Here is a 22,775-nt window from a genome sequence, read left to right on the forward strand (position 1 = left end):
ATTAACCTTTAATCCCCAATAGTGCCGAAGCACTCGCCTTACCGCTCAACAACTCATCGGTCATACCCTGCCAGGCGATGCGCCCGTCGGCGACCACCACCGAGCGTGTGGCGATCCGGGCCGCATCTTCCACACTGTGCGACACCATCAATAGCGTCATTTTTTGCTGCTGGCAGCTCGTGCTCACCAGCGTCAGCATCTCCTGACGTAACGCCGGATCGAGCGCAGAGAACGGTTCATCGAGCAATAAAATCGGCTGTTCGCGTACCAGACAACGCGCTAACGCCACGCGTTGTCGCTGACCGCCGGAAAGCTCGCCCGGTAACCGCGCCATTAAATTATCAATCCCCATCTGACGGGCAATAGCGTGCATTTTCTCCTGCTGCGCCGCGTTCAGTTTCAAGCCCGGATTTAGCCCCAGCCCGATGTTCTGCGCGACCGTCAGGTGACTGAACAGGTTGTTCTCCTGAAACAGCATCGACACCGGACGGCGTGACGGCGGCGTCGTGGTGTGATCAACGCCGTCGATAGTCAGCGAACCGCTGGCTGGCGTCAGAAAACCGGCGATCAAATTCAGCAGGGTACTTTTACCCGCGCCGCTTGGCCCGAGGATCGCCACCTGCTCGCCGCGTTCCACCGTTAAGCTAAAACGCATCGGCAAATGGTGATAAAGCCAGGTGATATCAGTCAGTTTTAACATTTCGCCCCGGTAGTTTTTCAATCACGGTAAACAGCAGAAAACAGAGCAGCAGTAGAATTAACGCGGTCACCGCGCCATCCTGGCTACGATAGGAGCCAATTTGCTGGTAGAGATAAAATGGCAGGGTACGGAAATCATCGTTACCGAACAACGCCACCACGCCAAAATCACCAATCGACAGCACACAGGCAAAGGCCAGCGCCTGCGCCAGTGGGCGTTTCAGGGCGCGCAGCTCCACTACTTTTAATCGTGACCAGCCTTCAATGCCCAGCGACTGACACAACATACTGTAACGCGCGGTGATATCGCGCATCGGGTTTTCCAGCACTTTCAGCGCATAAGGGATGGCCATTAACGCATTGGTGAAAATCACGATGCCGTCAGCAGATTGTGGCAGGCCGATGGTGTTGTTGAGCAGTAAAAAGAAGCCCGTTGCCAGCACAATCCCCGGCATAGCGAGGATCAACATGCCGCTCATCTCCAGCGCCTGGCCCGCCAGCATTTTTTGCCGTGCCCGCAATTCGCGACTGCTCCATAGCAGCATCATGGTCAGCACCACGCACAATACGCCTGCCGCCAGCGCAATACGCAACGAGGTCCACAGCGCCTGCCACAGCACCGGTTGTGCCAGCACCTCTGGCAACTGGCGATTTACCCCATCGACAATCACCGCCAGTAACGGTGGCAGCAACAGCAGCAGCGCCAGCACAATTAACACCGTGTCGCAAATGCGGCTATGCAGACGGTCGTCCGGGTCGCGCCAGCCTTGCAGCAGCGTGGTGCCGGGCGCAATGGCTTTACTTAGTCGCTGACTCAACAGCACCAGCCCAAGGCAACATATCATCTGGATCAGCGCCAGCATCGCCGCGCGGGCAGGATCGTAGTCGTAACTCAGCGCCTGATAAATAGCCAGCTCGATAGTGGTCGCCTGCGGACCACCGCCCAGCGACAGCACGGTGGCGAAGCTGGCGAAACAGAGCATAAAGATCAGCGCAGCAACCGGCGGGATTTGGCGCCGTAACCACGGCCATTCAACGAAGCGGAAAAAATGCCAGCCGCGCATGCCAAGCTGGGCAGCAAGCTGACGCTGTTCGCCGGGAATGTTTTCCAGTGCCTGGAGCAATAAGCGGCTCGCCATCGGCAGATTAAAAAATACGTGCGCCAGCAAAATGCCTTGCAGGCCGTAGGGCGAAAAGGTCCACTCCAGACCGAGCGATTGGCAGAGTGATGCCAGCCAACCCTGGCGACCATAGACGCTAAGAATGCCGAAAACAGCAACCAGCACCGGGAGGATCAGGGTCATTGCGCACAGACGCAACAGCGCCAGCCGTCCCGGAAAGCGCCTGCGGTAGAGGGCGCGGGCGAGGAATATTGCCGGTACGACAGAGATCAGCGCCGAGAGAAACGCCTGCCAGAAGGAAAAGCGCACCACATGCCACAGGTAGCTGTCCTGCCAGATTGCCATCCAGTCACCCTGCGGCGCGTTCCACCACAGGGCGAGAAACGCCGCCAGTGCGACCGCCACCACAAGCGTAGCGGCGCTTACACCTGGAATTAACCAGCCGGGAATTAACGGCTGACGGCGCGTTGCCATTCGCTAATCCATGCCTGACGTTGTGCCGCCACTTCGGCTGGCGTGAACTCTAGCGTGGTTGCTGGTTTGGTCAGTTGTTCAAACCCGGCAGGCAGCGTGACGTTTGCCACCGGATACATCCAGTTGCCGGTTGGGATCGCATTCTGAAAAGCCGGAGAAACCATAAACTGGAGGAATTTCTGCGCCAGCTCCGGCTGCTTGCTGGCAGCGGTGCGGGCGGCAACTTCCACTTGCAGATAGTGACCTTCGCTGAAATTCGCGGCGGCGTAGTTATCTTTCTTCTCTTCGAGAATGTGATAAGCCGGAGAGGTGGTGTAACTTAGTACCAGATCGCTTTCGCCTTTTAAAAACAGGCCGTAGGCTTCGCTCCAGCCTTTGGTGACCGTGACCGTTTTCTTCGCCAGCTTCTGCCAGGCCTGCGGGGCGTCATCGCCATAGACTTTTTGCATCCACAACAGCAGACCCAGGCCCGGCGTACTGGTACGCGGATCCTGATAAATCACCCGCCAGTTTTGATCGCTTTCAACCAATTCTTTCAGGCTTTGCGGCGGATTTTTCAGTTTGTTCTTGTCATAGACGAAGGCGAAATAGCCGTAATCAAACGGGACAAAAGTGTCATTATTCCAGCCACCGGGAACATTAAAGGCATCCGCTGCCACACCGCTTTTAGCAAAAAGCCCGGTTTTGCTGGCGGCGTCTAACAGATTGTTATCCAGCCCCAGCACCACATCGGCTTTACTGTTTTTGCCTTCCATCCGCAGACGGTTGAGAAGCGAAACGCCATCTTCCAGCGCCACCAGTTTGAGTTCGCAATTACAGTCGGCTTCAAAGGCTTTTTTCACCACCGGACCAGGCCCCCAGTCGGCGGCGAAGGAATCGTAGGTATAAACAGTCAGAACGGGTTTAGCGAAAACAGGTGCTGTACAGAGCAACAGCAGGGGAAGATATTTTTTTAACACTTTGCACCTCAAAGAAGAGTGGCAAAGGACTTGAGAAGGAGCCTCAAATCCCTTCGCCGGCGTTATCCGGATCAGGTTCGACGGGTATTTTCTCAGCGCACGCGTCTGCGTGGCACCCCGTTGAGAACGGCGTTAGTGTAGTGATTTTGTTATCAACCAGCAATCATGGATCCGGTGGTGCAAACCACGCGGATTTAAAATCGAACCAGCCGAGAGTGTTCATGCGCAGGCCGCGCATACTGCGTTGCCCCTGAATGATCAGCCAGTGGTGGATGAGCGGCACCATTGCTTTGCTGGCGACCAGTTGCTGGCACCAGTTCGCCAGGTTCATTTCGCCATTGCGCCAGCGGGCGGCGTCGGCTTGCCAGTCGATCGGAATACAGTGTTGTAGCAGCGGCACTTCGCACAAATGCGCGAACAGCGAAAAATCCAGCGGCAGCGTAAAGTTGGCGCTGTTAAGCCAGATGTCGCTTTCGATCTCTCCTTCGTGCCACTGATCGTAGCTGATCTCTTTGATTTCCAGCGTGACCTGGTGACTTGCCAGAATCTGCTGCATGATCCTGGCAATCACCCGATGCTCACTATGATCCTGATAAAAGGTCAGGGTGAGGCTTTCCAGTCCGGCAGGTTTTTCGCTCTGTAGGATATGGGCATGGTGCCAGCGCGGCAGCAGACCGTAGGCCGGAAACCACAGTTGCTGGTACTGCTCTTCGGCAAAATAGACCAGGTTGGTGGGGGAGAGAACATAGCTTACCCAGTCTCTTACCGCCTGATTCGCCCCACGATGGGTGCGGCTGTCGAACAGTAAATAATAGCAACCTTCCTCCAGGCGGCTTTCAATCTCTTTTTCCTCGCCCTGAGGCCCTTCAAGCATCAGTCCACAGGCTGGCTCGTCGGCACTTTCCGGCAGAACCCAGACGTTTACTTCGTCGATTAATGCGCGATAACCGAAGAAGTCATCGAATGCCTGAATTTTCAGTTGATTGCTGCTGTTGCGGAGCACCGCATACGGACCGGTGCCGATGGGATGGCTGGCAAAGTTACTGAGGGTTTCCCATTCGCGCGGCAGGATCATCGCCGGAACTTGCCCCAGCAGTAACGGCAACCAGCGGTCTGGCTGCGTGAGATGGATGTCCAGCGTCCAGGGCGTCGGCGACACAATTTCAGCAATATGCGAATAGAGCGGCAGCGTATTGATCCGTTTCAAAGAGGCTATCACGTCGTCCATTTCCAGTTCACGACCATGATGAAAATGGACTCCTGGACGTAAAAAGAAGCGCCAGTGAAGCGGTGAAATTTGCTGCCAGTGGTGGGCGATGTCCGCCTCCAGTTCCCCATTTTCCTCATTTACGCGCGTTAGCGAACTGAAAATTTGCCGGGCAATATGCGTTTCGGAACGGCGCAATGCGCTGCCGGGCAGCAGATTACGCAACGGACGATAGTAGAGCACGCGCAGGATATGTCGCCCCTGGCGGAAGCTACGCCCCAGATGAGAAACCAGCATTTTCCGCACAGCTGCTTTGTCGCCAACCAACTGCACCAGTTGGTCTATATGGTCCTGCTCAAGTAAATCTTCCGCACGTTGTTGCTGGAGCGCCAGCCCGGTATAGAGGAATGTCAGGCGTGAACGCTTACCGCGACCGACTTCCGCTTCCCACGTCAACCAGCCACGCTCCTGCATGGTATTCAGGAGCGTGCGCATATGGCGACGGGAACAGTTGAGCAACTCCGCCAGTTCGTTCAGCGTGGTCTCCTGAGATTTACCGTCGCAGCATTGCCACAAACGGATGAACTGCTGTTGCAAACGAGAGGAAGGCATAAAAGGGGAACTCCTGGGGAAAATCCAGCAATTTAATAATCCCTATATTAGGCCAATAATCACTGTCGATGAAGCGAGGAGGTGGGATATGCATCAGTTTTATCAGCGGTATTTTACCGCAACTGAAAAGTTGTCCTGGTTATATTGGTTAAGCGCCTCCCGGCGTTTAGCAATGCTGGAAGAACTGATGCAGTGGGAGTTGAGTGCTCCGTAACTGAATTGCCGACATCATGTGTGACTGAGTATTGGTGTAAAATCACCCGCCAGCAGATAATACCTGCTGGCTTTTTTTATTCTCGCCGCGCTAAAAAGGAAACTTATGGTCTGGATTATGACGATGGCTCGCCGTATGAATGGTGTCTACGCGGCTTTTATGCTGGTCGCCTTTATGATGGGAGTCGCAGGGGCGCTACAGGCTCCTACATTGAGTTTATTTCTCAGTCGTGAGGTTGGCGCCCAGCCATTCTGGGTCGGACTCTTTTATACGGTGAATGCTATCGCCGGGATTGGCGTAAGTCTGTGGCTGGCAAAGCGTTCTGACAGCCAGGGCGACAGGCGTAAACTGATCATGTTTTGCTGCCTGATGGCGATTGGCAATGCGCTACTGTTTGCATTTAATCGTCATTATCTGACATTGATCACCTGTGGTGTGTTTCTGGCCTCACTGGCTAATACAGCAATGCCACAGCTGTTTGCCCTGGCGCGGGAATATGCGGATAACTCTGCGCGTGAAGTCGTGATGTTTAGCTCAGTTATGCGTGCGCAGCTTTCTCTGGCATGGGTTATCGGTCCACCGCTGGCTTTTATGCTGGCGTTGAATTACGGCTTCACGGTGATGTTTTCGATTGCTGCCGGGATATTCGTCATCAGCCTGATATTGATTGCGTTTATGCTTCCGTCTGTAACCCGGGTGGAGTTGCCGCCAGAAAATGCTCCAGCAATACAAGGTGGCTGGCAGGATAATAATGTTCGGATGTTGTTTGTTGCCTCAACGCTAATGTGGACCTGCAACACGATGTACATTATTGATATGCCATTGTGGATAAGCAGCGATCTTGGATTACCTGACAAACTGGCGGGTCTACTGATGGGCACGGCAGCAGGGTTGGAAATCCCGGCAATGATTCTGGCGGGTTACTTTGTAAAACATTTTGGCAAACGGCGCATGATGCTCGTGGCAGTAGCCGCTGGTGTGCTGTTTTATATCGGGCTAATTTTCTTTCATAGTCGTATGGCGCTGATCACACTACAGCTGTTTAACGCAGTGTTTATCGGCATTGTTGCAGGTATTGGGATGCTATGGTTTCAGGATTTGATGCCAGGCAGAGCGGGATCAGCTACAACATTATTTACTAATAGCATTTCTACCGGGGTGATTCTGGCAGGTGTTATTCAGGGAGCAATAGCGCAAAGTTGGGGGCATTTTGCAGTCTATTGGGCAATTGCTGCCATTTCGATCGTGACGTTATTTTTAACCGCGAAGGTAAAAGACATTTGATGAATGTAGGATGAGTATAAAAAGGGGGAGAAAATGCTTCCCCCTTTTATCGTATACCGATTATTTCAGGACAATACGCTTAATGTCGCCAATGATAAAGACATAAGCAATGACGCCGATTAATGCTGTCACCCCGATATAGATCAACGCATAAAAGAAATTACCGCTTAACGAGATAATAAAACCGATAATCAGCGGGGTAATAATTGATGCGAGATTAGCACAGAAATTAAAAATCCCCCCGGTAAGTCCCGCCATATTATCTGGGGCGATATCAGAAATTAAGGTCCAGCCGAGCCCTACCATTCCCTAGCCAAAAAAAGCAATCGACATAATAACAATAACCGTGGTGTTATCATTAACCCAGTTGGCTGCAATAATACAGCTTGATAACAGTAATCCAGAAATAATTGGCAGTTTCCGACTGATATTTACCGAACCTGTTTTATTTAACAGACGATCAGATATCCAGCCGCCAAAAATAATACCAATCGCCGCAGCAAGAAACGGCCAGGTAGCAAAGAATCCAACATGGAGCCACGGCATCTGGCGCTCGTTTGCCAGATAAGTAGGGAACCAGGTCAGAAAGAAAACCAGTGTAGTATTCCCGGCAAATTGCCCAAGACTGGCCCCGATAATTTGCCGACAGGAGAGAAGTCTTTCGGCATCATTCCAGTTAAACGGAATATTACTGTTAGCTACGGTGTTATTGTTTACGCCAATGTACGCCAGTTCTTCTTTATTTGCTGATTTTGATTCATGTGGCTCATGATAAAAACGCCACCATACGAAGGTAAACAGAATACCTATCGCACCGGTAGCAAAAAATAATATTCGCCAACCATAATGTTCCAGCACAAAAAACAACAAAGGAGAAAACGCGGCAAGGCCAATATATTCTCCAACGGTGTAAGTTGCCGTTGCCCGTGCTCGTTCATGTTGTGGAAACCATTTGCTCACCACCCGACTGTTTACCGGAAAACAAGGCGCTTCGCTAATACCTAAACCTAATCGCAGAAGTAATAATGATTTTAACCCAAGAGCAAAGCTTTGCAGAAGAGTGAATGTTGACCAGAAAAAAATTGAAAGTGCGTAGGTTAATTTATTCCCAAAACGGTCTAAAAATATGCCACCTGGAATTTGTGCCAGGGCATAGGTCCAGGCAAAAGCAGAGAAAACAATGCCCATCATTGCTGGATCTATTGCCAGTTCCCTGGTGAGTTGCGGAGCGACTATCCCCAGAATGGTGCGATCAAGGTAATTGATCATCGTACCAATGGATAATAGCAATAATATGACAATTCGAGCTCGACTTCTTTTTTGTACCATAGGTGGTGATGCCAGACCATCCTGGGAAGTTTGTGTCCTCATGGAAATATCCTTTAAAAGTTTAAAATATTTTTGCATGTATCTTTACAGGCAAAAATACTCTTTCTTCTTATTCATGAGATTTATGTTTTAGTATGCTTTGTTACAGATAAAAATTATCAGTCGAGAATAATTGATATGACTCCAGAAAATGACGTTTAGTCCGCAGCAATATTAAACGCTATGGTATATTGGCTACAGTGATTTTATTCTTATATTATACGGTCAAAAATAATGAATCTAAAGCAACTTTATTATTTTAAGCGTCTTGCTGAAACAGAACATTACACTGAAGCAGCATCCGCACTTTGTATTACTCAACCCGCCCTAAGCCACGCAATCTCTGAACTGGAGAAAGAGTTAGGTGTGGCACTCTTTGCCCGCCGTGGGCGTAACATTCAGATCACGCCAAACGGTAAACGTTTTTTACCCTATGTTGAAGATGCTCTGACGTCATTAGAGAATGGTCGTATGACGTTACAAAAAAGTTGCGATAAAAACAAAGAAAATATTCGTATTGCCTTTATTTATACCATGGGGGAATATGTTGTCCCACAGTTAATCAATAAATTCTCATTATCACCTGCATATTCAGATGTGACATTTTCTTTTACCCAGGGAACATCGTTAACGTTATTACAGGATTTAAAAGCAGGAAAAACAGATTTAGCAATATGTTCTTATATTGCCGATGAGCCTGATATTAATTTTATTCCTGTTATTCAACAGGAATTGGTTGTGGTTACCGCCAGGGAACACCCACTCGCCAGTTTATATAAAAATGAGGTCGATTTAGGCGAGACGATCCATTATCCCTATGTATATTTTTCTGAAAACAGCGGCTTACGTCCATTTATTGATAACGTATTTATGCAGCAAAAACTGGTGCCAGATATTGCCTGCTATGTGGAAGAAGATACAGCAATGGCGGGTCTGGTGAGTATCAATTACGGTATTGCTATTATGCCAAGAATTACTGCTCTCTCTTATTACCCTGTACATATTCTGAACATTAAAAATGCGATTCCTCCACGTTATATCTACCTGGCGACGATGAAAGATCGTGTGCTCTCCCCGGCATTACAGACATTTAAAGATGTCATCATCAACGATTGCCAGAGTTTTCGGTAATAATGCGCCCGGCATTAAATTCCGGGCGCAAAGCCATCAGGAAAGAATATCCATTACTTCACGCAACTGAGCAATGGCGATCTGCCCAGGCGCTGAAGCCTGGCCCACCGTACCAAATGTCATTGCAGAACCAAACAGGCGACCCGTAACCCGGCTGACGCCACCGATTTTACCCATCGACATGGTGATCAATGGTTGAGTGGCGTATTTCTCTTTCATCGTCAGTGTCGCCGAAAGCAGCGTCAATACGTCTTGCGGACTTTGTGGCATGACTGCGATTTTGGGCAGGTCGGCTCCCAGATCCTGCATGCGGCGCAGGCGATAAATAATATCTTCCTGTGCAGGTGTTTTATGGAAATCATGATTACTCATGATCACCTTAACCCCTGCGGCATGGGCGTCATTCACCAGAGCACGAACTTTGTTTTCATCGTTGAATAATTCAACGTCAATCAGGTCAGTAAGACCGCTTAATGCCGCCTGGCGATTCAGCTCAAAATAGGCGTCGTCACTGATTTCTGTTTCGCCGCCTTCTTTTTTACTGCGAAAAGTAAACAGCAGCGCGGTTTCGGCAAGCAGTTGGCGAATTTCCCCCAGTGCCTGTAAAACTTTCGCTACGTTATGCACTTCTGCGAAGTGATCGACCCGCCATTCGATGATATCTGCTCCACAACTGGCCAACGCACGGGCATTGTTTTGCAACTCGTCGAGTGATTTACCCAGCAGCGGCACGCAAATCAGCGTTTCGCCTTCCCGAAAAGTGATGTTTTTAACCGTTACTGCATTCGTCATAGTGTTATCCATTTTTTGTCAGTAAATCTTCAGGCGGCAGCCGGAACGCGGGCTGTTTTTTGCGCGGCACGTGCCTGAAATTGACGATAACCGATATAAAGGGCTATCACAAAGCCGATGACGGCGATTAAGAGATCGAACCACATGATGCTGGCAATGCTAATTTTTGACAGTTTCGCCGTGATCAATGGGATCGTGAAACTGGCAAGACTACCCGCAGTGTAAAAGATCCCCGTCGCTTTGCCTTTACCGTTTGGTAAGCTCATCGCCATGATCGTGGCACCAAGTTGCAGGACACCACCGGCTGCCGCAAAACCAATGACAAAGGCGAATCCGGTGACAACCATCGGCGTCGGGAACAGGCAGACGATCAACAACGCCACCATCGACAAAGTAGTGTAGATGATCATTGCGATAGCTGAACTCATCACATCTTTGACAAACGCCGCAGTGACGAACACGCAGGTCAGTGATCCTACGGTATAAATGCTCAGCAATTTAATGGCAGAAGCGTATGGGATCCCGGCAACAAACTGGCCATACTGCGCTAACCACTGGCTGACCAGATAAAAAGTCGCCATGCCGATATAGCCATATAACGTAAAGATCAGCATATCCATGGTATTGGCGTTTGTCTGAGGTGCAGTAACTGTTGCGGTTTTTGCGACAGTTTCTTTTTTTGCCCGATGATCCGGGAAGGGCATTTTCACCAGATAGATGCCGCTAATCACAAATAGCCCGGCTGCGATGAGGAATGACCAGCCAAACCACAAGTTTGCCCAAATCAGGAAGCTGATAATAAACGGCAACAGGAACTGCCCGGCAGAAACAAATGCTTTGATCAGCACATTCGCACGACTGGCAGAATTAGGGAAAGATTCCATTAACGCCGGATAAGTACCGGAATCGAGGAAACTGTTCGCCAGGCCCGCCAGAATACCGAAGACATAGGCGGCATAGATATTTTTGGTCAGCAAAATCCCGACTAAAAACAGCAGATAACTGAGAATGCCGAGATAAATAAACGGCTTACGACCAAAGCGATCAGAGAGGAAGCCGGTTAATAGTGTTGCCAGCTTACCAATCCCCAGCGAGGAGATCACAATAGAAACACCTGCGGCATCGGTGCTCCATTGTTGCTGCAAATGCGCCATGTTGAGGGTGATTAACAGCACCCCCATGCCGTGAAGCATATAGTTGAGATAAAGCCCCGCCGCAGTTGGGACGTATTTATTTTTCATTACGCCGACCTTAGAACAGAATGCTTTTAATATAATCAACGGGCATTTCTTTACCCGTCCAGATTTCAAAAGCTGCAGCACCTTGCCAGAGCATCATTCCCAGGCCGTTAATAGTGCGACAACCGCTGTTCTCTGCGACTTCCAACAGATGGGTTTTGCGTGGGTTGTACACCACATCAGAGACGATCAGATCCGGGCGCAGGAAACTGGCATCGGGCAGCAACATTTGCCCTTCGAACGGCTTCATACCTACGCCAGTGGCATTGGTGAGCAGCACACTGCAGTCAATCTCTGCACGCAACTTGTCATGATCGTCGAGATCAAACAGATGGATCTCGCAGTCGGTGTTGTTGCGGATCTTCGCCACAGTTTGCTCGGCATTCGGGAAAAATTTATCCCGTTTGTTGAAGATAGAAATTTCTTTCACGCCGTCCAGTGCTGCCTGTACGCAAATTGCGGTGGCAGCTCCTCCTGCACCCAGGACAGTCATTTTTTTGCCGATAACATCAATATTGGCTTCTTTCAGTGCACGCATATAGCCCGTGCCATCGGTGATGTGGCCGGTTAATATGCCGTCATCGTTAACGACAGTGTTGACCGCACCAACCAGTTGCGCAGCCGGAGAGAGATTGTCCAGATACTGACAAATCTCGGTTTTATTTGGCATTGAAACATTAAAGCCGCGCAGTTTTAGGGCCCGGAATCCCTGAACAACATCTTTCAGTTCCTGGTTATCGACTTCAAAAGCTAGGTAAACATAGTCCAGCCCCAGATGTGCAAAGGCTTCATTGTGCATTGTTGGAGACATGCTATGACGAATAGGTGTCGCAATAAGCCCAATCAGTTCAGTATGCCCGGTAATACGTTCTGCCATGATAACGTCCTCAAGTTGTTAGAAATGAAATTCTTTTCCCAGGGCACCCATATCTTCCAGGGTATCCAGTACGCTGCGGCCTTCCCGCACACCATCAATAATCCGGCGCGCCATTACACTATCGCCTATATTCATCATTTTGATGTTGTTTTCTCTGGCCCAGCGGTCGATGTCGTCAAATCCGGCCCGATTGGCTCGCATCCCTAAACAGATAAAGCCGTAATCAAAGGGGATATCGAAGGTGCTTTGTGCGTTTTTAACGGTGAAATGATCAGCGGAAACAGCCATTAGCTGTGTTTGCATATGCTGCTCTACGCGATGTTCTTCCAGCAGATTTAACATGGCGTTTTTGGTGATGATATCGAGGTCACGTGCCGGGGCGTCCAGCATCTCAATAAGTGTTACGTTCGCGCCACGGGTAGCAAAATATTCGACCACGTCCAGACCTACAGCACCGCCGCCAACAACGGCGATACGCTTGCCTTGCGTCTTCGTAAATCGGTCGAGATTGTTGATCATGCCGGTAATGGAAAATACGTTACCGTCTGCGAGATCAATGTGTTCCTGTAAACTGTCGATAGGCGGTAACAGAGGAACCGAACCGGTGGCGTTAACAATTAAGTCAGGATGCAATGCTGCCACACTGGTGACATCCGCACGCTTACCGACCTGTAACATCAGGTTGTTGAGTGACGCGAGGCGGTTTTTCATAAACAGAGGGAAGTCAGCAATACGCGTTTTTTCCGGCAGACGGGATATTTCGCAGGAAAGACCACCGAGGTGTGTTTTCTCTTCCAGAAGCCAGGTCATGCAACCGACTTCAGCTGCTGTACAGGCGGCTTCCATTCCCGCCGTACCGCCGCCAATAACAACCACGTTGGTAGTACGAGTAACGTTACGCAGCTTGTAGGCGTCGCCATGGATAATATCCGGGTTAATGGAACAACGCAGAGGGCGCGAGCGGGCAATACGGTGATCGGCACAACCGATATTGCAGGAGATGCATTTACGCATCAGCCGTTCATTGCCACTTTGTACTTTTTGTACCCACTCCGGTTCAGCAATCAGCCCACGACCAATGGCGATAAGGTCTGCATCACCGCTGGCCACAATATCTTCAGCCACTTTGGGAGAACGAATATTACCCGCGATAACGGTAGGTTTATGGAATTTGTCACGCACGGCACGAGAAAGGTAGCGCTTCCAGCCATCTTCCAGTGACATCTGGTCGATTTGCAGATTCAGGCTGTCGTTTTGCGCTGCCGATACGTTGATGATATCCACTTTATCCTGACAGAGTTCAAGAATACGCAGTGAGTCCTCCAGCGTGTTGCCACCTGCGAGGAAATCATCGGCACTGATACGTAAGCTGACAGGGAAGCGTGGGCCTACGCTGGCGCGTACTTTATCAACCACCAGGGTTAAAAAGCGGGCTCGGTTTTCCAGGCTGCCACCAAATTCATCGTCACGTTTATTAAAGAGCGGCGATAAAAACTGGCTGATTAAATAGGAGTGACCACCGTGGATCTCCACACAATCAAAATTAGCGCGACGCACACGTTCAGCGGCTTCACCAAATTTATCTATTGCGTGATAGATCTCCTCATGAGTCATCGGGCGCGGCGTGTTGCCGTTTTTCTTCGATGGCGTACTGGAGGAGGAGAGCGGCGTTTCACCATTCAGACGATAGGCATAAGCGGAAGCACCAGCGTGATTTAATTGTATGGCGACACACGCGCCGTGGCGGTGAAGGGTTTCGGTAAGTTTAAACAGACCAGGAATATATTGATCGTTATCGATACGTAATTGCGTGGTGCCGTTGGAGGCAAAAGGGAAATCGATGCAGATATTCTCAATGGTAATCAGGCCCGTGCCGCCACGTGCACGAAGTTCATAGTAATCAAGCTGCTCTTGCGATACTTCACCGTTCAGACTCGCCAGATTGGTGCCCATTGGCGGCATGATTATCCGGTTTTTGATGGTCATTCCGTTGATGGTCAGCGGGCTGAACAGATGGGGGTAGTGGCTCATGTCATCTCTCCACTGGATGCCCAGGGACAGACATACGCCTGCAGTGGGTCCAAAGTTAATATTTCACTGCGGGCAAGATAACGAGGCGGTTGCAAGAAAAATAATGCTTTTTTTTGTCGGGAGTTATAGGAAAATTCTATGGAATTAACTAAATATTCACGGTGAGTTTTGAATAATTTAAAGAGTTGCGTGATTTGTTTACTTATTCGTACGCCAGGATACATAAACGCGGGGAAAGGCCCGGTCATTTGACCGGGCAAGGGGATTAATTCATAAACGCAGGTTGTTTTGCTTCATAAGACGCAATTGCGTCGTCGTGCTGCAGAGTCAGGCCGATGCTGTCCAGACCGTTCATCATGCAGTGGCGGCGGAAGGCATCGATGGTAAAGCGATAAGTTTTCTCTCCCACTTTCACCTCTTGCGCTTCCAGGTCCACATCAAAATGAATCCCCGGATTGGCTTTCACCAGCGCAAACAGTTCGTCCACTTCTGCATCGCTTAATTTCACCGGCAGCAGCTGGTTGTTAAAGCTGTTGCCGTAGAAGATGTCAGCAAAACTCGGTGCAATCACCACTTTAAAACCGTAATCGGTCAATGCCCACGGCGCATGCTCACGCGAGGAACCGCAGCCGAAGTTTTCTCGTGCCAGCAAAATGGAAGCGCCCTGATATTGCGGGAAGTTCAGTACGAAGTCCGGGTTTGGCTGTTGGCCTTTTTCATCCAGAAAACGCCAGTCATTAAACAGATGCGCGCCAAAACCAGTGCGCGTCACTTTCTGCAAAAACTGTTTCGGGATGATTGCGTCAGTATCGACATTGGCGGCATCCAGCGGAACCACCAGGCCTGTGTGTTTGATAAATTTCTCTGCCATGGTGTGCTCCTTATTTAATGTTGCGAATGTCGGCGAAATGTCCGGTCACAGCAGCGGCTGCAGCCATTGCCGGGCTGACCAGATGCGTGCGCCCGCCGCGCCCCTGGCGGCCTTCAAAGTTACGGTTGCTGGTGGAGGCACAACGCTCGCCCGGATTCAGGCGGTCGTTATTCATCGCCAGACACATTGAGCAACCGGGCAAGCGCCATTCAAAACCGGCTTCAATAAAGATTTTGTCCAGACCTTCCGCTTCTGCCTGGGCTTTTACCGGACCAGAGCCGGGAACTACTAGCGCCTGTACGCCAGGTGCGACTTTCCGGCCTTTGGCGATTTCCGCTGCCGCGCGTAAATCTTCAATGCGCGAGTTAGTGCAGGAACCGATAAACACTTTGTCGATAGCCACTTCGGTCAGCGGAATACCCGGTTTCAGCCCCATATAGGCCAGCGCTTTTTCTGCCGACGCGCGTTCAACCGGATCGGCAAACGAAGCCGGATCGGGAATGTTATCGTTCACGGAAATCACCTGACCGGGATTAGTTCCCCATGTTACCTGCGGGGCGATCTCTTCTGCTTGCAGAGTGACAACGGTATCGAAAGTTGCGCCTTCGTCGGTTTGCAGAGTTTTCCAGTAGGCAACGGCGTCGTCGAAATCTTTGCCTTTCGGCGCATGCAGACGGCCTTTGACATAGTTAAAGGTGGTTTCGTCCGGTGCAACCAGACCGGCTTTCGCGCCCATTTCGATTGCCATATTGCACAGGGTCATGCGACCTTCCATGCTTAAATCACGGATTGCTTCGCCGCAAAACTCCACCACATGTCCGGTGCCGCCTGCGCTGCCGGTTTTACCGATGATCGCCAGCACGATATCTTTCGCGGTAATGCCCGGCGCGGCTTTGCCCTGGACTTCAATTTTCATAGTCTTCGCACGGCCCTGTTTCAGGGTTTGCGTTGCCAGTACGTGTTCAACTTCAGAAGTGCCGATACCAAAGGCCAGTGCGCCAAACGCGCCGTGGGTGGCGGTATGTGAGTCGCCGCAGACAATGGTCATTCCTGGTAAGGTGACGCCCTGTTCCGGCCCCATTACGTGGACGATCCCCTGATACGGGTGATTCAGGTCATACAGTTCGACGCCAAACTCTTTGCAGTTTTTGATCAGCTCCTGCATCTGGATGCGCGCCATTTCACCGCAGGCATTAATGTCTTTAGTCTGAGTCGAGACGTTGTGATCCATGGTAGCGAAGGTTTTCCCCGGCTGGCGTACCGGGCGACCGTGGGCGCGCAGACCATCGAACGCCTGCGGTGAGGTCACTTCATGCACCAGATGGCGGTCGATATATAACAGCGGGGTTTCATTTTCGGCTTCATACACTACGTGAGCGTCGAATAATTTTTCGTATAACGTCTTAGCCATGATTACACCCCTTCTGCCACATAGCGGGCAATGATATCGCCCATTTCATCGGTACTAACGGCGGCAGCGCCACGGGCTAAATCTCCGGTGCGAATGCCTTCTTCTAACGCGCGGTTAATGGCGCGTTCAATGGCGGAAGCCGCATCATCGGCATCCAGGCTGTAACGCAGCAGCAGCGCCAGCGACAGAATTTGTGCAATCGGGTTGGCGATGTTTTTGCCTGCGATATCGGGTGCCGAGCCGCCCGCCGGTTCATACAGACCAAAACCTTGCTCGTTCAGGCTGGCGGAAGGCAACATGCCCATGGAGCCTGTGATCATCGCGCACTCATCAGACAGAATGTCGCCAAACAAGTTGGAGCACAGCAGAACGTCAAACTGTGATGGATCTTTAATCAACTGCATGGTGGCGTTGTCGATGTACATATGCGCCAGTTCGATGTCCGGATATTCCGTGGCGATCTCATTAACAATCTCCCGCCATAAAATAGAGGATTGCAGCACATTGGCTTTGTCGATTGAGGTGACTTTGTGACGGCGCTTGCGGGCAGATTCAAACGCGATACGGGCAATGCGCTCGATCTCAAAACGGTGATACACCTCGGTATCAAACGCTTTTTCATATTGTCCACTACCTTCGCGGCCTTTTGGTTGACCGAAATAGATGCCGCCGGTCAGTTCGCGCACACACAGGATGTCGAAGCCGTTAGCGGCAATGTCAGCACGCAGCGGACAGAATGCTTCCAGCCCCTGATACAGTTTTGCCGGACGCAGGTTGCTGAATAATTTGAAGTGCTTACGCAAAGGCAACAGCGCGCCGCGTTCTGGTTGCTGGTCTGGCGGCAAATGTTCCCATTTCGGGCCGCCCACCGAGCCAAACAGCACGGCATCGGCTTGCTCACAACCTTCAACCGTCACAGGCGGCAGCGGCTGCCCGTGGTTATCAATGGCTGCGCCGCCTACATCGTAATGGCTGGTGGTGATACGCATCGCAAAGCGGTTACGCACGGCATCCAGCACTTTCAGTGCCTGGGTCATCACTTCCGGCCCGATCCCATCTCCGGGTAAAACGGCAATATGGTAATTCTTCGACATCACACGGTTTCCTTGTTGTTTTCGTTGTGTTGAGCTTTGCGTTGCAACTCTTTTTCGACTTCTGCGGCGCGCCAGATATTGTTCAGTACGTGCACCATGGCTTTGGCGGAGGACTCGACAATATCGGTGGCCAGGCCGACGCCGTGGAAGCGGCGACCGTTGTAGTTAGCGACGATATCCACCTGACCCAGCGCATCTTTACCGTGGCCTTTGGCCGTCAGGCTGTATTTCACCAGTTCGACGTTATAGTCAGTGATGCGGTTAATCGCCTGATAGACGGCATCGACCGGACCATTACCGTTGGCAGCTTCCGCTTTAACTTCCTCGCCACAGGCCAGTTTGACGGCGGCAGTGGCAATATCGTTAGAACCAGACTGCACGCTGAAGTAATCCAGACGGAAATGCTCCGGCTCTTCTTGCTGCTTACCGATGAAGGCCAGCGCCTCCAGATCGTAATCAAACACCTGACCTTTTTTGTCCGCCAGCTTCAGGAAGGCATCGTACAAATTGTCTAAATTATATTCACTTTCTTTATACCCCATCTCATCCATGCGGTGTTTTACTGCCGCACGACCGGAACGAGAGGTCAGATTCAGCTGGATTTGGTTCAGACCAATAGATTCTGGTGTCATGATTTCGTAGTTTTCGCGGTTTTTCAGCACGCCATCCTGGTGGATACCGGAGGAGTGTGCGAATGCGCCGCTGCCAACAATGGCTTTGTTTGCCGGGATCGGCATATTACAAATCTGGCTAACTAACTGGCTGGTGCGCCATATTTCCTGGTGATTAATGGCGGTATGAACGTTGAGAATATCCTTACGAACTTTGATCGCCATGATTACTTCTTCCAGCGAACAGTTACCGGCTCGCTCGCCGATCCCATTCATTGCACCTTCCACCTGGCGTGCTCCGGCATGTACCGCCGCCAGTGAGTTGCCAACTGCCAGGCCTAAATCGTCGTGGGTATGTACGGAGATAATGGCTTTGTCGATGTTAGGCACGCGTTCATACAGGCCGCTGATGATTCCGGCGAACTCAAACGGCATGGTGTAGCCCACGGTGTCAGGAATGTTGATGGTGGTGGCACCGGCGTTAATCGCCGCTTCAACCACGCGCGCCAGATCGGCAATGGGTGTACGCCCGGCGTCTTCGCAAGAAAATTCAACATCATCGGTGTAATTACGTGCGCGTTTCACCATATAGATAGCGCGTTCGATCACTTCGTCCAGCGTGCTACGCAGCTTGGTGGCAATGTGCATTGGTGAAGTGGCAATAAAGGTATGGATACGGAAGGCTTCGGCAACTTTCAGAGATTCAGCTGCCACGTCGATATCCTTTTCCACGCAGCGAGCTAACGCACATACGCGGCTGTTTTTGACCTGGCGGGCGATTGTCTGCACCGATTCAAAATCGCCCGGCGAAGAGACGGGGAAACCGACTTCCATCACGTCAACACCCATACGCTCAAGGGCCAGCGCAATTTGCAGTTTTTCTTTCGCACTCAGGCTTGCCTGTAACGCCTGTTCACCGTCGCGCAATGTGGTATCGAAAATAATAACTTGCTGGCTCATCATTTATTCCTTGTCTCTTAGAGCGCCTCGCTTCGGGCATAAAAAAACCCGCGCAATGGCGCGGGTTTTTTGTTTGACTGAGTGCTGACTTAATTCTGAATGCCGCTCACCAGTCTACCGCGCAAAGAAGATGCGTTTAGTAGTAGTAGACCGTTAAAACGAACGATGTGAGTCATTAAGTCAGCTCCAAGCGAATGCGATATGCTTTTAGTGGTACTGGATAGCCAGGCTGATGTCAACCCCAGCCATTAGAAAGCTCGCTGTTTTCAAGGTCGAATACAGCACCTGATTTAGCTAAATGTGCTGATATTTTCGCATAATGCAAAATTAATACATAGGCCAGATGGCCAGTTTTTATTATTTGACATATCTAAGAATATTTCTTCGCATTTTCTCACTAAAAAGACACAGAGATAGATAACGTAAGTGAATAATTCAGGGCCCTGATTTCGTTGTATTTATCGGTTTGCTGAATCACTTCAGTGTCATTAATTGTTAATTAATGATAAATTAATGTTAACCATTAACAGAAAAGTACTATAAACATTTAATTAAACCACTAATTATCATTCACCCGGTGCATGATTGTTTATTTGTATGGCTTATGATTAGATCAAATATGTAATTCAAACTTTATGATTTGGGCAATTGTGATAGGGATCAACCAGCACTGGCGTGGGTTTTTTCTTTATCTAAGCCCATACCTTTATGTTTTCCTAATTTTCGTGTTTGCCCTTTTTCTTATTTTATATGCATGGTAAATCATATTTTCCGAGATTATTTCTCAGCATTCCGGCAAGAAAAGGGAGCTAAGCGTGACAGTGGAGTTTAATATGCCAGAGGTAAAATTTGATCAGCCAAGTCTTTCTGAGATAGGCAGACCACAGCTTCGCATGGTCGATCTGAATCTGTTAACCGTTTTTGATGCGGTGATGCAAGAGCAAAATATCACACGTGCCGCACAAACTCTGGGGATGTCACAGCCTGCGGTGAGTAACGCCGTGGCGCGCCTGAAAGTGATGTTTAATGATGAGTTGTTTGTCCGGTATGGTCGGGGGATCCAACCGACTGCTCGTGCGTATCAGTTGTTTGGTTCGGTAAGACAGGCTTTGCAATTAGTGCAGAATGAATTGCCCGGGTCTGGTTTCGAACCAGCCAGTAGCGAACGGATATTTAATCTTTGTGTTTGCAGTCCGCTGGACAATCTGCTGACCTCATTGGTTTATAATCGCATCAATGATATTGCCCCAAATATTCACGTTGTTTTTAAATCTTCTCTTAATCAAAACACTGAACACCAATTGCGTTATCAGGAAATCGAATTTGTCATTGGTTATGAAGAATTCCGCCGTCCTGAGTTTTCCAGCGTACCGTTATTTAATGATGAAATGGTGCTGGTTGCCAGCAAGAAACATCCGACGATTAATGGCCCGCTGTTGGAAAACGATGTTTATCAATTGCAGCACGCGGTTGTATCTCTGGAGCGTTTTGCTTCGTTCAGTCAACCCTGGTATGACACGACTGAAAAACAGGGCTGTATTGCTTATCAGGGAATGGCATTGATCAGTGTGTTGAATGTGGTTTCGCAAACCCATCTGGTTTCCATTGCGCCGCGATGGTTAGCCGAGGAGTTTGCTGAATCACTGGAATTACAAGTGCTTCCACTGCCTTTAAAACTGAATAGTAGAACATGTTATCTTTCGTGGCATGAAGCTGCCGGACGTGACAAAGGCCATCAATGGATGGAAGAGTTATTGGTCTCCGTCTGCCGCCATTAATCTTATCGCAATAAACCAGATCGAATGGTCTGGTTTATTCTGCTTTTTTTAAAAAATATGAAATTTTATGCTGTATTACTGATGGGGCTTTCTCAACAGAAAGTGAAAAATAGAGTAATCGCTGTAACTATCGATTTTTAAGAGATTATTTATTATTCCCAGCCTTATAGTCAGAGTTATTCTCCAGTTATTTCCGACTTTCATTCTGATTATACTTTTCTTTACATCGATATGGGATTTTCCCCTAATTGCCTGAGTCAAAACGAGCAGTTAATGTATTTTGGAATTTATTGTTCGTTTAACAGTGAGGCAAGCCATGGAGATGTTGTCTGGAGCCGAGATGGTCGTCCGATCGCTTATCGATCAGGGCGTAAAGCAAGTATTCGGCTATCCCGGGGGCGCAGTCCTCGATATTTATGATGCATTACATACCGTAGGCGGTATTGAGCATGTTCTCGTTCGCCATGAACAGGCGGCGGTGCATATGGCTGATGGCCAGGCACGTGCGACGGGGGAAGTGGGCGTCGTGCTGGTGACATCAGGCCCAGGGGCGACTAACGCCATCACGGGGATCGCTACAGCGTATATGGATTCGATTCCACTGGTGGTTCTTTCCGGTCAAGTGGCGACGTCATTGATTGGTTACGATGCCTTTCAGGAGTGTGACATGGTGGGGATTTCCCGCCCGGTGGTGAAGCACAGTTTTCTGGTCAAACAGACAGAAGATATTCCGCAGGTGTTGAAAAAAGCCTTCTGGCTGGCGGCAAGTGGTCGTCCAGGACCTGTGGTGGTCGATCTACCAAAAGATATCCTGAATCCGGCAAAAAAATTACCGTATGCCTGGCCGGAAGCAGTCAGTATGCGTTCTTACAATCCCACAACCACTGGGCATAAAGGGCAAATTAAGCGCGCTCTGCAAACGCTGGTTGCGGCAAAAAAACCGGTTGTCTACGTAGGCGGTGGGGCAATCACGGCGGGCTGCCATCAGCAGCTGAAAGAAACGGTGGAGGCGTTAAATCTGCCCGTTGTTTCCTCATTGATGGGGCTGGGGGCGTTTCCGGCAACGCATCGTCAGGCTCTGGGCATGCTGGGAATGCACGGCACCTACGAAGCCAATATGACGATGCATAACGCGGATGTGATTTTCGCCGTCGGGGTACGTTTTGATGACCGAACGACGAACAATCTGGCAAAGTACTGCCCAAATGCCACGGTTTTGCATATCGATATTGATCCTACCTCCATTTCTAAAACCGTGACTGCTGATATCCCGATTGTTGGAGATGCCCGCCAGGTCCTTGAACAAATGCTTGAACTCCTGTCGCAAGAATCCGCCCATCAACCGCTGGATGAGATCCGCGACTGGTGGCAGCAGATTGAACAGTGGCGCGCTCGTCAGTGCCTGAAATATGACACTCACAGTGAAAAGATTAAACCACAGGCGGTGATCGAGACTCTTTGGCGGTTGACGAAGGGGGACGCTTACGTGACGTCCGATGTCGGGCAGCACCAGATGTTTGCTGCGCTTTATTATCCATTCGACAAACCGCGTCGCTGGATCAACTCTGGCGGTCTCGGCACGATGGGGTTTGGTTTACCTGCGGCACTGGGCGTCAAAATGGCGTTGCCAGAAGAAACCGTGGTTTGCGTCACTGGCGACGGCAGTATTCAGATGAACATTCAGGAACTGTCTACCGCCTTGCAATACGAGCTGCCCGTACTGGTGGTGAATCTCAATAATCGCTATCTGGGGATGGTGAAGCAGTGGCAGGACATGATCTATTCCGGCCGTCATTCACAATCTTATATGCAATCGCTACCCGATTTCGTCCGTCTGGCGGAAGCCTATGGGCATGTCGGGATTCAGATTTCTCATCCGCAAGAGCTGGAAAGCAAACTTAGCGAGGCGCTGGAACAGGTGCGCAATAATCGTCTGGTCTTTGTTGATGTTACCGTCGATGGCAGTGAGCACGTCTACCCGATGCAGATTCGCGGGGGCGGAATGGATGAAATGTGGTTAAGCAAAACGGAGAGAACCTGATT

At 50.1% G+C, this 22,775-nt stretch carries 18 protein-coding genes, 1 pseudogene and 1 riboswitch; of the genes and pseudogenes, 5 read left to right on the forward strand and 14 right to left on the reverse strand.

The window, feature by feature from the left end:
• Position 1 precedes the first annotated feature (1 nt).
• From thiQ to sgrR, 4 genes are all read right to left on the reverse strand, one after another.
• Positions 2–700 (reverse strand): thiamine ABC transporter ATP-binding protein ThiQ, encoded by a 699-nt coding sequence (gene thiQ, locus EFER_RS00650; protein ID WP_000916293.1) that lies wholly within the window; start codon positions 698–700, stop codon positions 2–4.
• Positions 684–2,294 (reverse strand): thiamine/thiamine pyrophosphate ABC transporter permease ThiP, encoded by a 1,611-nt coding sequence (gene thiP, locus EFER_RS00655; protein WP_000235657.1) that lies wholly within the window; start codon positions 2,292–2,294, stop codon positions 684–686. The genes thiQ and thiP overlap by 17 nt, the downstream gene beginning before the upstream one ends.
• Complete coding sequence (thiB, locus tag EFER_RS00660; protein ID WP_012599860.1) at positions 2,270–3,253, reverse strand: thiamine ABC transporter substrate binding subunit; 984 nt, start codon at positions 3,251–3,253, stop codon at positions 2,270–2,272. The genes thiP and thiB overlap by 25 nt, the downstream gene beginning before the upstream one ends.
• A 30-nt stretch (positions 3,254–3,283) precedes the next feature.
• Positions 3,284–3,383, reverse strand: a riboswitch (TPP riboswitch).
• A gap of 33 nt (positions 3,384–3,416) precedes the next feature.
• On the reverse strand, positions 3,417–5,072 hold the full coding sequence (gene sgrR, locus EFER_RS00665) for a DNA-binding transcriptional regulator SgrR (protein ID WP_001141182.1): 1,656 nt from the start codon (positions 5,070–5,072) through the stop codon (positions 3,417–3,419).
• Between the two features lie 88 nt (positions 5,073–5,160).
• On the opposite strand from sgrR, the gene sgrT reads away from it, so the two are divergent.
• Entirely contained in the window at positions 5,161–5,286 is a 126-nt protein-coding gene (gene sgrT / locus EFER_RS00670) for a glucose uptake inhibitor SgrT (RefSeq protein ID WP_000553887.1), read from the forward strand.
• Positions 5,287–5,391: 105 nt separating this feature from the next.
• Positions 5,392–6,570 carry an MFS transporter gene (locus tag EFER_RS00675; RefSeq protein WP_000262118.1) on the forward strand — a complete coding sequence of 393 codons (1,179 nt, stop codon included), beginning with the start codon at positions 5,392–5,394 and terminating at the stop codon, positions 6,568–6,570.
• Between the two features lie 60 nt (positions 6,571–6,630).
• Here EFER_RS00675 and EFER_RS00680 read toward each other — a convergent pair.
• Positions 6,631–7,941, reverse strand: a pseudogene (locus tag EFER_RS00680) (MFS transporter).
• Between the two features lie 231 nt (positions 7,942–8,172).
• Here EFER_RS00680 and EFER_RS00685 point away from each other — a divergent pair.
• Entirely contained in the window at positions 8,173–9,069 is an 897-nt protein-coding gene (locus EFER_RS00685) for a LysR family transcriptional regulator (protein WP_001050010.1), read from the forward strand.
• A gap of 36 nt (positions 9,070–9,105) precedes the next feature.
• Here the strand turns inward: EFER_RS00685 and aroD are convergent, their stop codons facing one another.
• The 9 genes from aroD to leuL all read right to left on the reverse strand — a co-directional run bounded on the left by aroD (position 9,106) and on the right by leuL (position 19,130).
• Positions 9,106–9,861 carry a type I 3-dehydroquinate dehydratase gene (gene aroD / locus EFER_RS00690; RefSeq protein ID WP_000180226.1) on the reverse strand — a complete coding sequence of 252 codons (756 nt, stop codon included), beginning with the start codon at positions 9,859–9,861 and terminating at the stop codon, positions 9,106–9,108.
• Between the two features lie 29 nt (positions 9,862–9,890).
• Positions 9,891–11,102: an MFS transporter gene (locus tag EFER_RS00695; protein WP_000792607.1), complete on the reverse strand. Its 1,212-nt coding sequence runs from the start codon at positions 11,100–11,102 to the stop codon at positions 9,891–9,893.
• 10 nt (positions 11,103–11,112) lie between these two features.
• Entirely contained in the window at positions 11,113–11,976 is an 864-nt protein-coding gene (locus EFER_RS00700) for a shikimate dehydrogenase (protein ID WP_000840818.1), read from the reverse strand.
• Between the two features lie 18 nt (positions 11,977–11,994).
• Positions 11,995–14,007, reverse strand: a complete 2,013-nt coding sequence (locus tag EFER_RS00705; protein ID WP_000020268.1) for an oxidoreductase — start codon at positions 14,005–14,007, stop codon at positions 11,995–11,997.
• A 265-nt stretch (positions 14,008–14,272) separates the two neighbouring features.
• Complete coding sequence (gene leuD / locus EFER_RS00710; protein WP_000818233.1) at positions 14,273–14,878, reverse strand: 3-isopropylmalate dehydratase small subunit; 606 nt, start codon at positions 14,876–14,878, stop codon at positions 14,273–14,275.
• Positions 14,879–14,888: 10 nt separating this feature from the next.
• Positions 14,889–16,289, reverse strand: a complete 1,401-nt coding sequence (gene leuC / locus EFER_RS00715) for a 3-isopropylmalate dehydratase large subunit (protein WP_001140645.1) — start codon at positions 16,287–16,289, stop codon at positions 14,889–14,891.
• 2 nt (positions 16,290–16,291) lie between these two features.
• The gene (gene leuB, locus EFER_RS00720; protein ID WP_000042375.1) at positions 16,292–17,383 is read right to left on the reverse strand and encodes a 3-isopropylmalate dehydrogenase; all 1,092 of its coding nucleotides are present in this window, start codon (positions 17,381–17,383) and stop codon (positions 16,292–16,294) included.
• Positions 17,383–18,954 carry a 2-isopropylmalate synthase gene (gene leuA, locus EFER_RS00725; RefSeq protein WP_000082807.1) on the reverse strand — a complete coding sequence of 524 codons (1,572 nt, stop codon included), beginning with the start codon at positions 18,952–18,954 and terminating at the stop codon, positions 17,383–17,385. The genes leuB and leuA overlap by 1 nt, the downstream gene beginning before the upstream one ends.
• A gap of 89 nt (positions 18,955–19,043) precedes the next feature.
• A complete protein-coding gene (gene leuL, locus EFER_RS00730) occupies positions 19,044–19,130 on the reverse strand; it encodes a leu operon leader peptide (protein WP_012599863.1) in 87 nt (28 codons plus the stop codon).
• A 657-nt stretch (positions 19,131–19,787) separates the two neighbouring features.
• On the opposite strand from leuL, the gene leuO reads away from it, so the two are divergent.
• Together leuO and ilvI are read left to right on the forward strand one after the other, a co-directional pair.
• Positions 19,788–20,732: a transcriptional regulator LeuO gene (gene leuO, locus EFER_RS00735; protein ID WP_001115404.1), complete on the forward strand. Its 945-nt coding sequence runs from the start codon at positions 19,788–19,790 to the stop codon at positions 20,730–20,732.
• A gap of 316 nt (positions 20,733–21,048) precedes the next feature.
• Positions 21,049–22,773, forward strand: a complete 1,725-nt coding sequence (gene ilvI / locus EFER_RS00740; RefSeq protein WP_000425680.1) for an acetolactate synthase 3 large subunit — start codon at positions 21,049–21,051, stop codon at positions 22,771–22,773.
• Positions 22,774–22,775: the final 2 nt, after the last annotated feature.

Origin of the sequence: Escherichia fergusonii ATCC 35469 (genome assembly GCF_000026225.1) — a bacterium.
Classification (GTDB): domain Bacteria; phylum Pseudomonadota; class Gammaproteobacteria; order Enterobacterales; family Enterobacteriaceae; genus Escherichia; species Escherichia fergusonii.

Excerpts from the sequence above, each read along its gene's own strand:
- thiQ (WP_000916293.1), bottom strand. The coding sequence starts at position 700 with ATGTTAAAACTGACTGATATCACCTGGCTTTATCACCATTTGCCGATG.
- thiP (WP_000235657.1), bottom strand. The coding sequence starts at position 2,294 with ATGGCAACGCGCCGTCAGCCGTTAATTCCCGGCTGGTTAATTCCAGGT.
- sgrR (WP_001141182.1), bottom strand. The coding sequence starts at position 5,072 with ATGCCTTCCTCTCGTTTGCAACAGCAGTTCATCCGTTTGTGGCAATGC.
- sgrT (WP_000553887.1), top strand. The coding sequence starts at position 5,161 with ATGCATCAGTTTTATCAGCGGTATTTTACCGCAACTGAAAAGTTGTCC.
- EFER_RS00675 (WP_000262118.1), top strand. The coding sequence starts at position 5,392 with ATGGTCTGGATTATGACGATGGCTCGCCGTATGAATGGTGTCTACGCG.
- EFER_RS00685 (WP_001050010.1), top strand. The coding sequence starts at position 8,173 with ATGAATCTAAAGCAACTTTATTATTTTAAGCGTCTTGCTGAAACAGAA.
- aroD (WP_000180226.1), bottom strand. The coding sequence starts at position 9,861 with ATGACGAATGCAGTAACGGTTAAAAACATCACTTTTCGGGAAGGCGAA.
- EFER_RS00695 (WP_000792607.1), bottom strand. The coding sequence starts at position 11,102 with ATGAAAAATAAATACGTCCCAACTGCGGCGGGGCTTTATCTCAACTAT.
- EFER_RS00700 (WP_000840818.1), bottom strand. The coding sequence starts at position 11,976 with ATGGCAGAACGTATTACCGGGCATACTGAACTGATTGGGCTTATTGCG.
- EFER_RS00705 (WP_000020268.1), bottom strand. The coding sequence starts at position 14,007 with ATGAGCCACTACCCCCATCTGTTCAGCCCGCTGACCATCAACGGAATG.
- leuD (WP_000818233.1), bottom strand. The coding sequence starts at position 14,878 with ATGGCAGAGAAATTTATCAAACACACAGGCCTGGTGGTTCCGCTGGAT.
- leuC (WP_001140645.1), bottom strand. The coding sequence starts at position 16,289 with ATGGCTAAGACGTTATACGAAAAATTATTCGACGCTCACGTAGTGTAT.
- leuB (WP_000042375.1), bottom strand. The coding sequence starts at position 17,383 with ATGTCGAAGAATTACCATATTGCCGTTTTACCCGGAGATGGGATCGGG.
- leuA (WP_000082807.1), bottom strand. The coding sequence starts at position 18,954 with ATGAGCCAGCAAGTTATTATTTTCGATACCACATTGCGCGACGGTGAA.
- leuL (WP_012599863.1), bottom strand. The coding sequence starts at position 19,130 with ATGACTCACATCGTTCGTTTTAACGGTCTACTACTACTAAACGCATCT.
- leuO (WP_001115404.1), top strand. The coding sequence starts at position 19,788 with ATGCCAGAGGTAAAATTTGATCAGCCAAGTCTTTCTGAGATAGGCAGA.
- ilvI (WP_000425680.1), top strand. The coding sequence starts at position 21,049 with ATGGAGATGTTGTCTGGAGCCGAGATGGTCGTCCGATCGCTTATCGAT.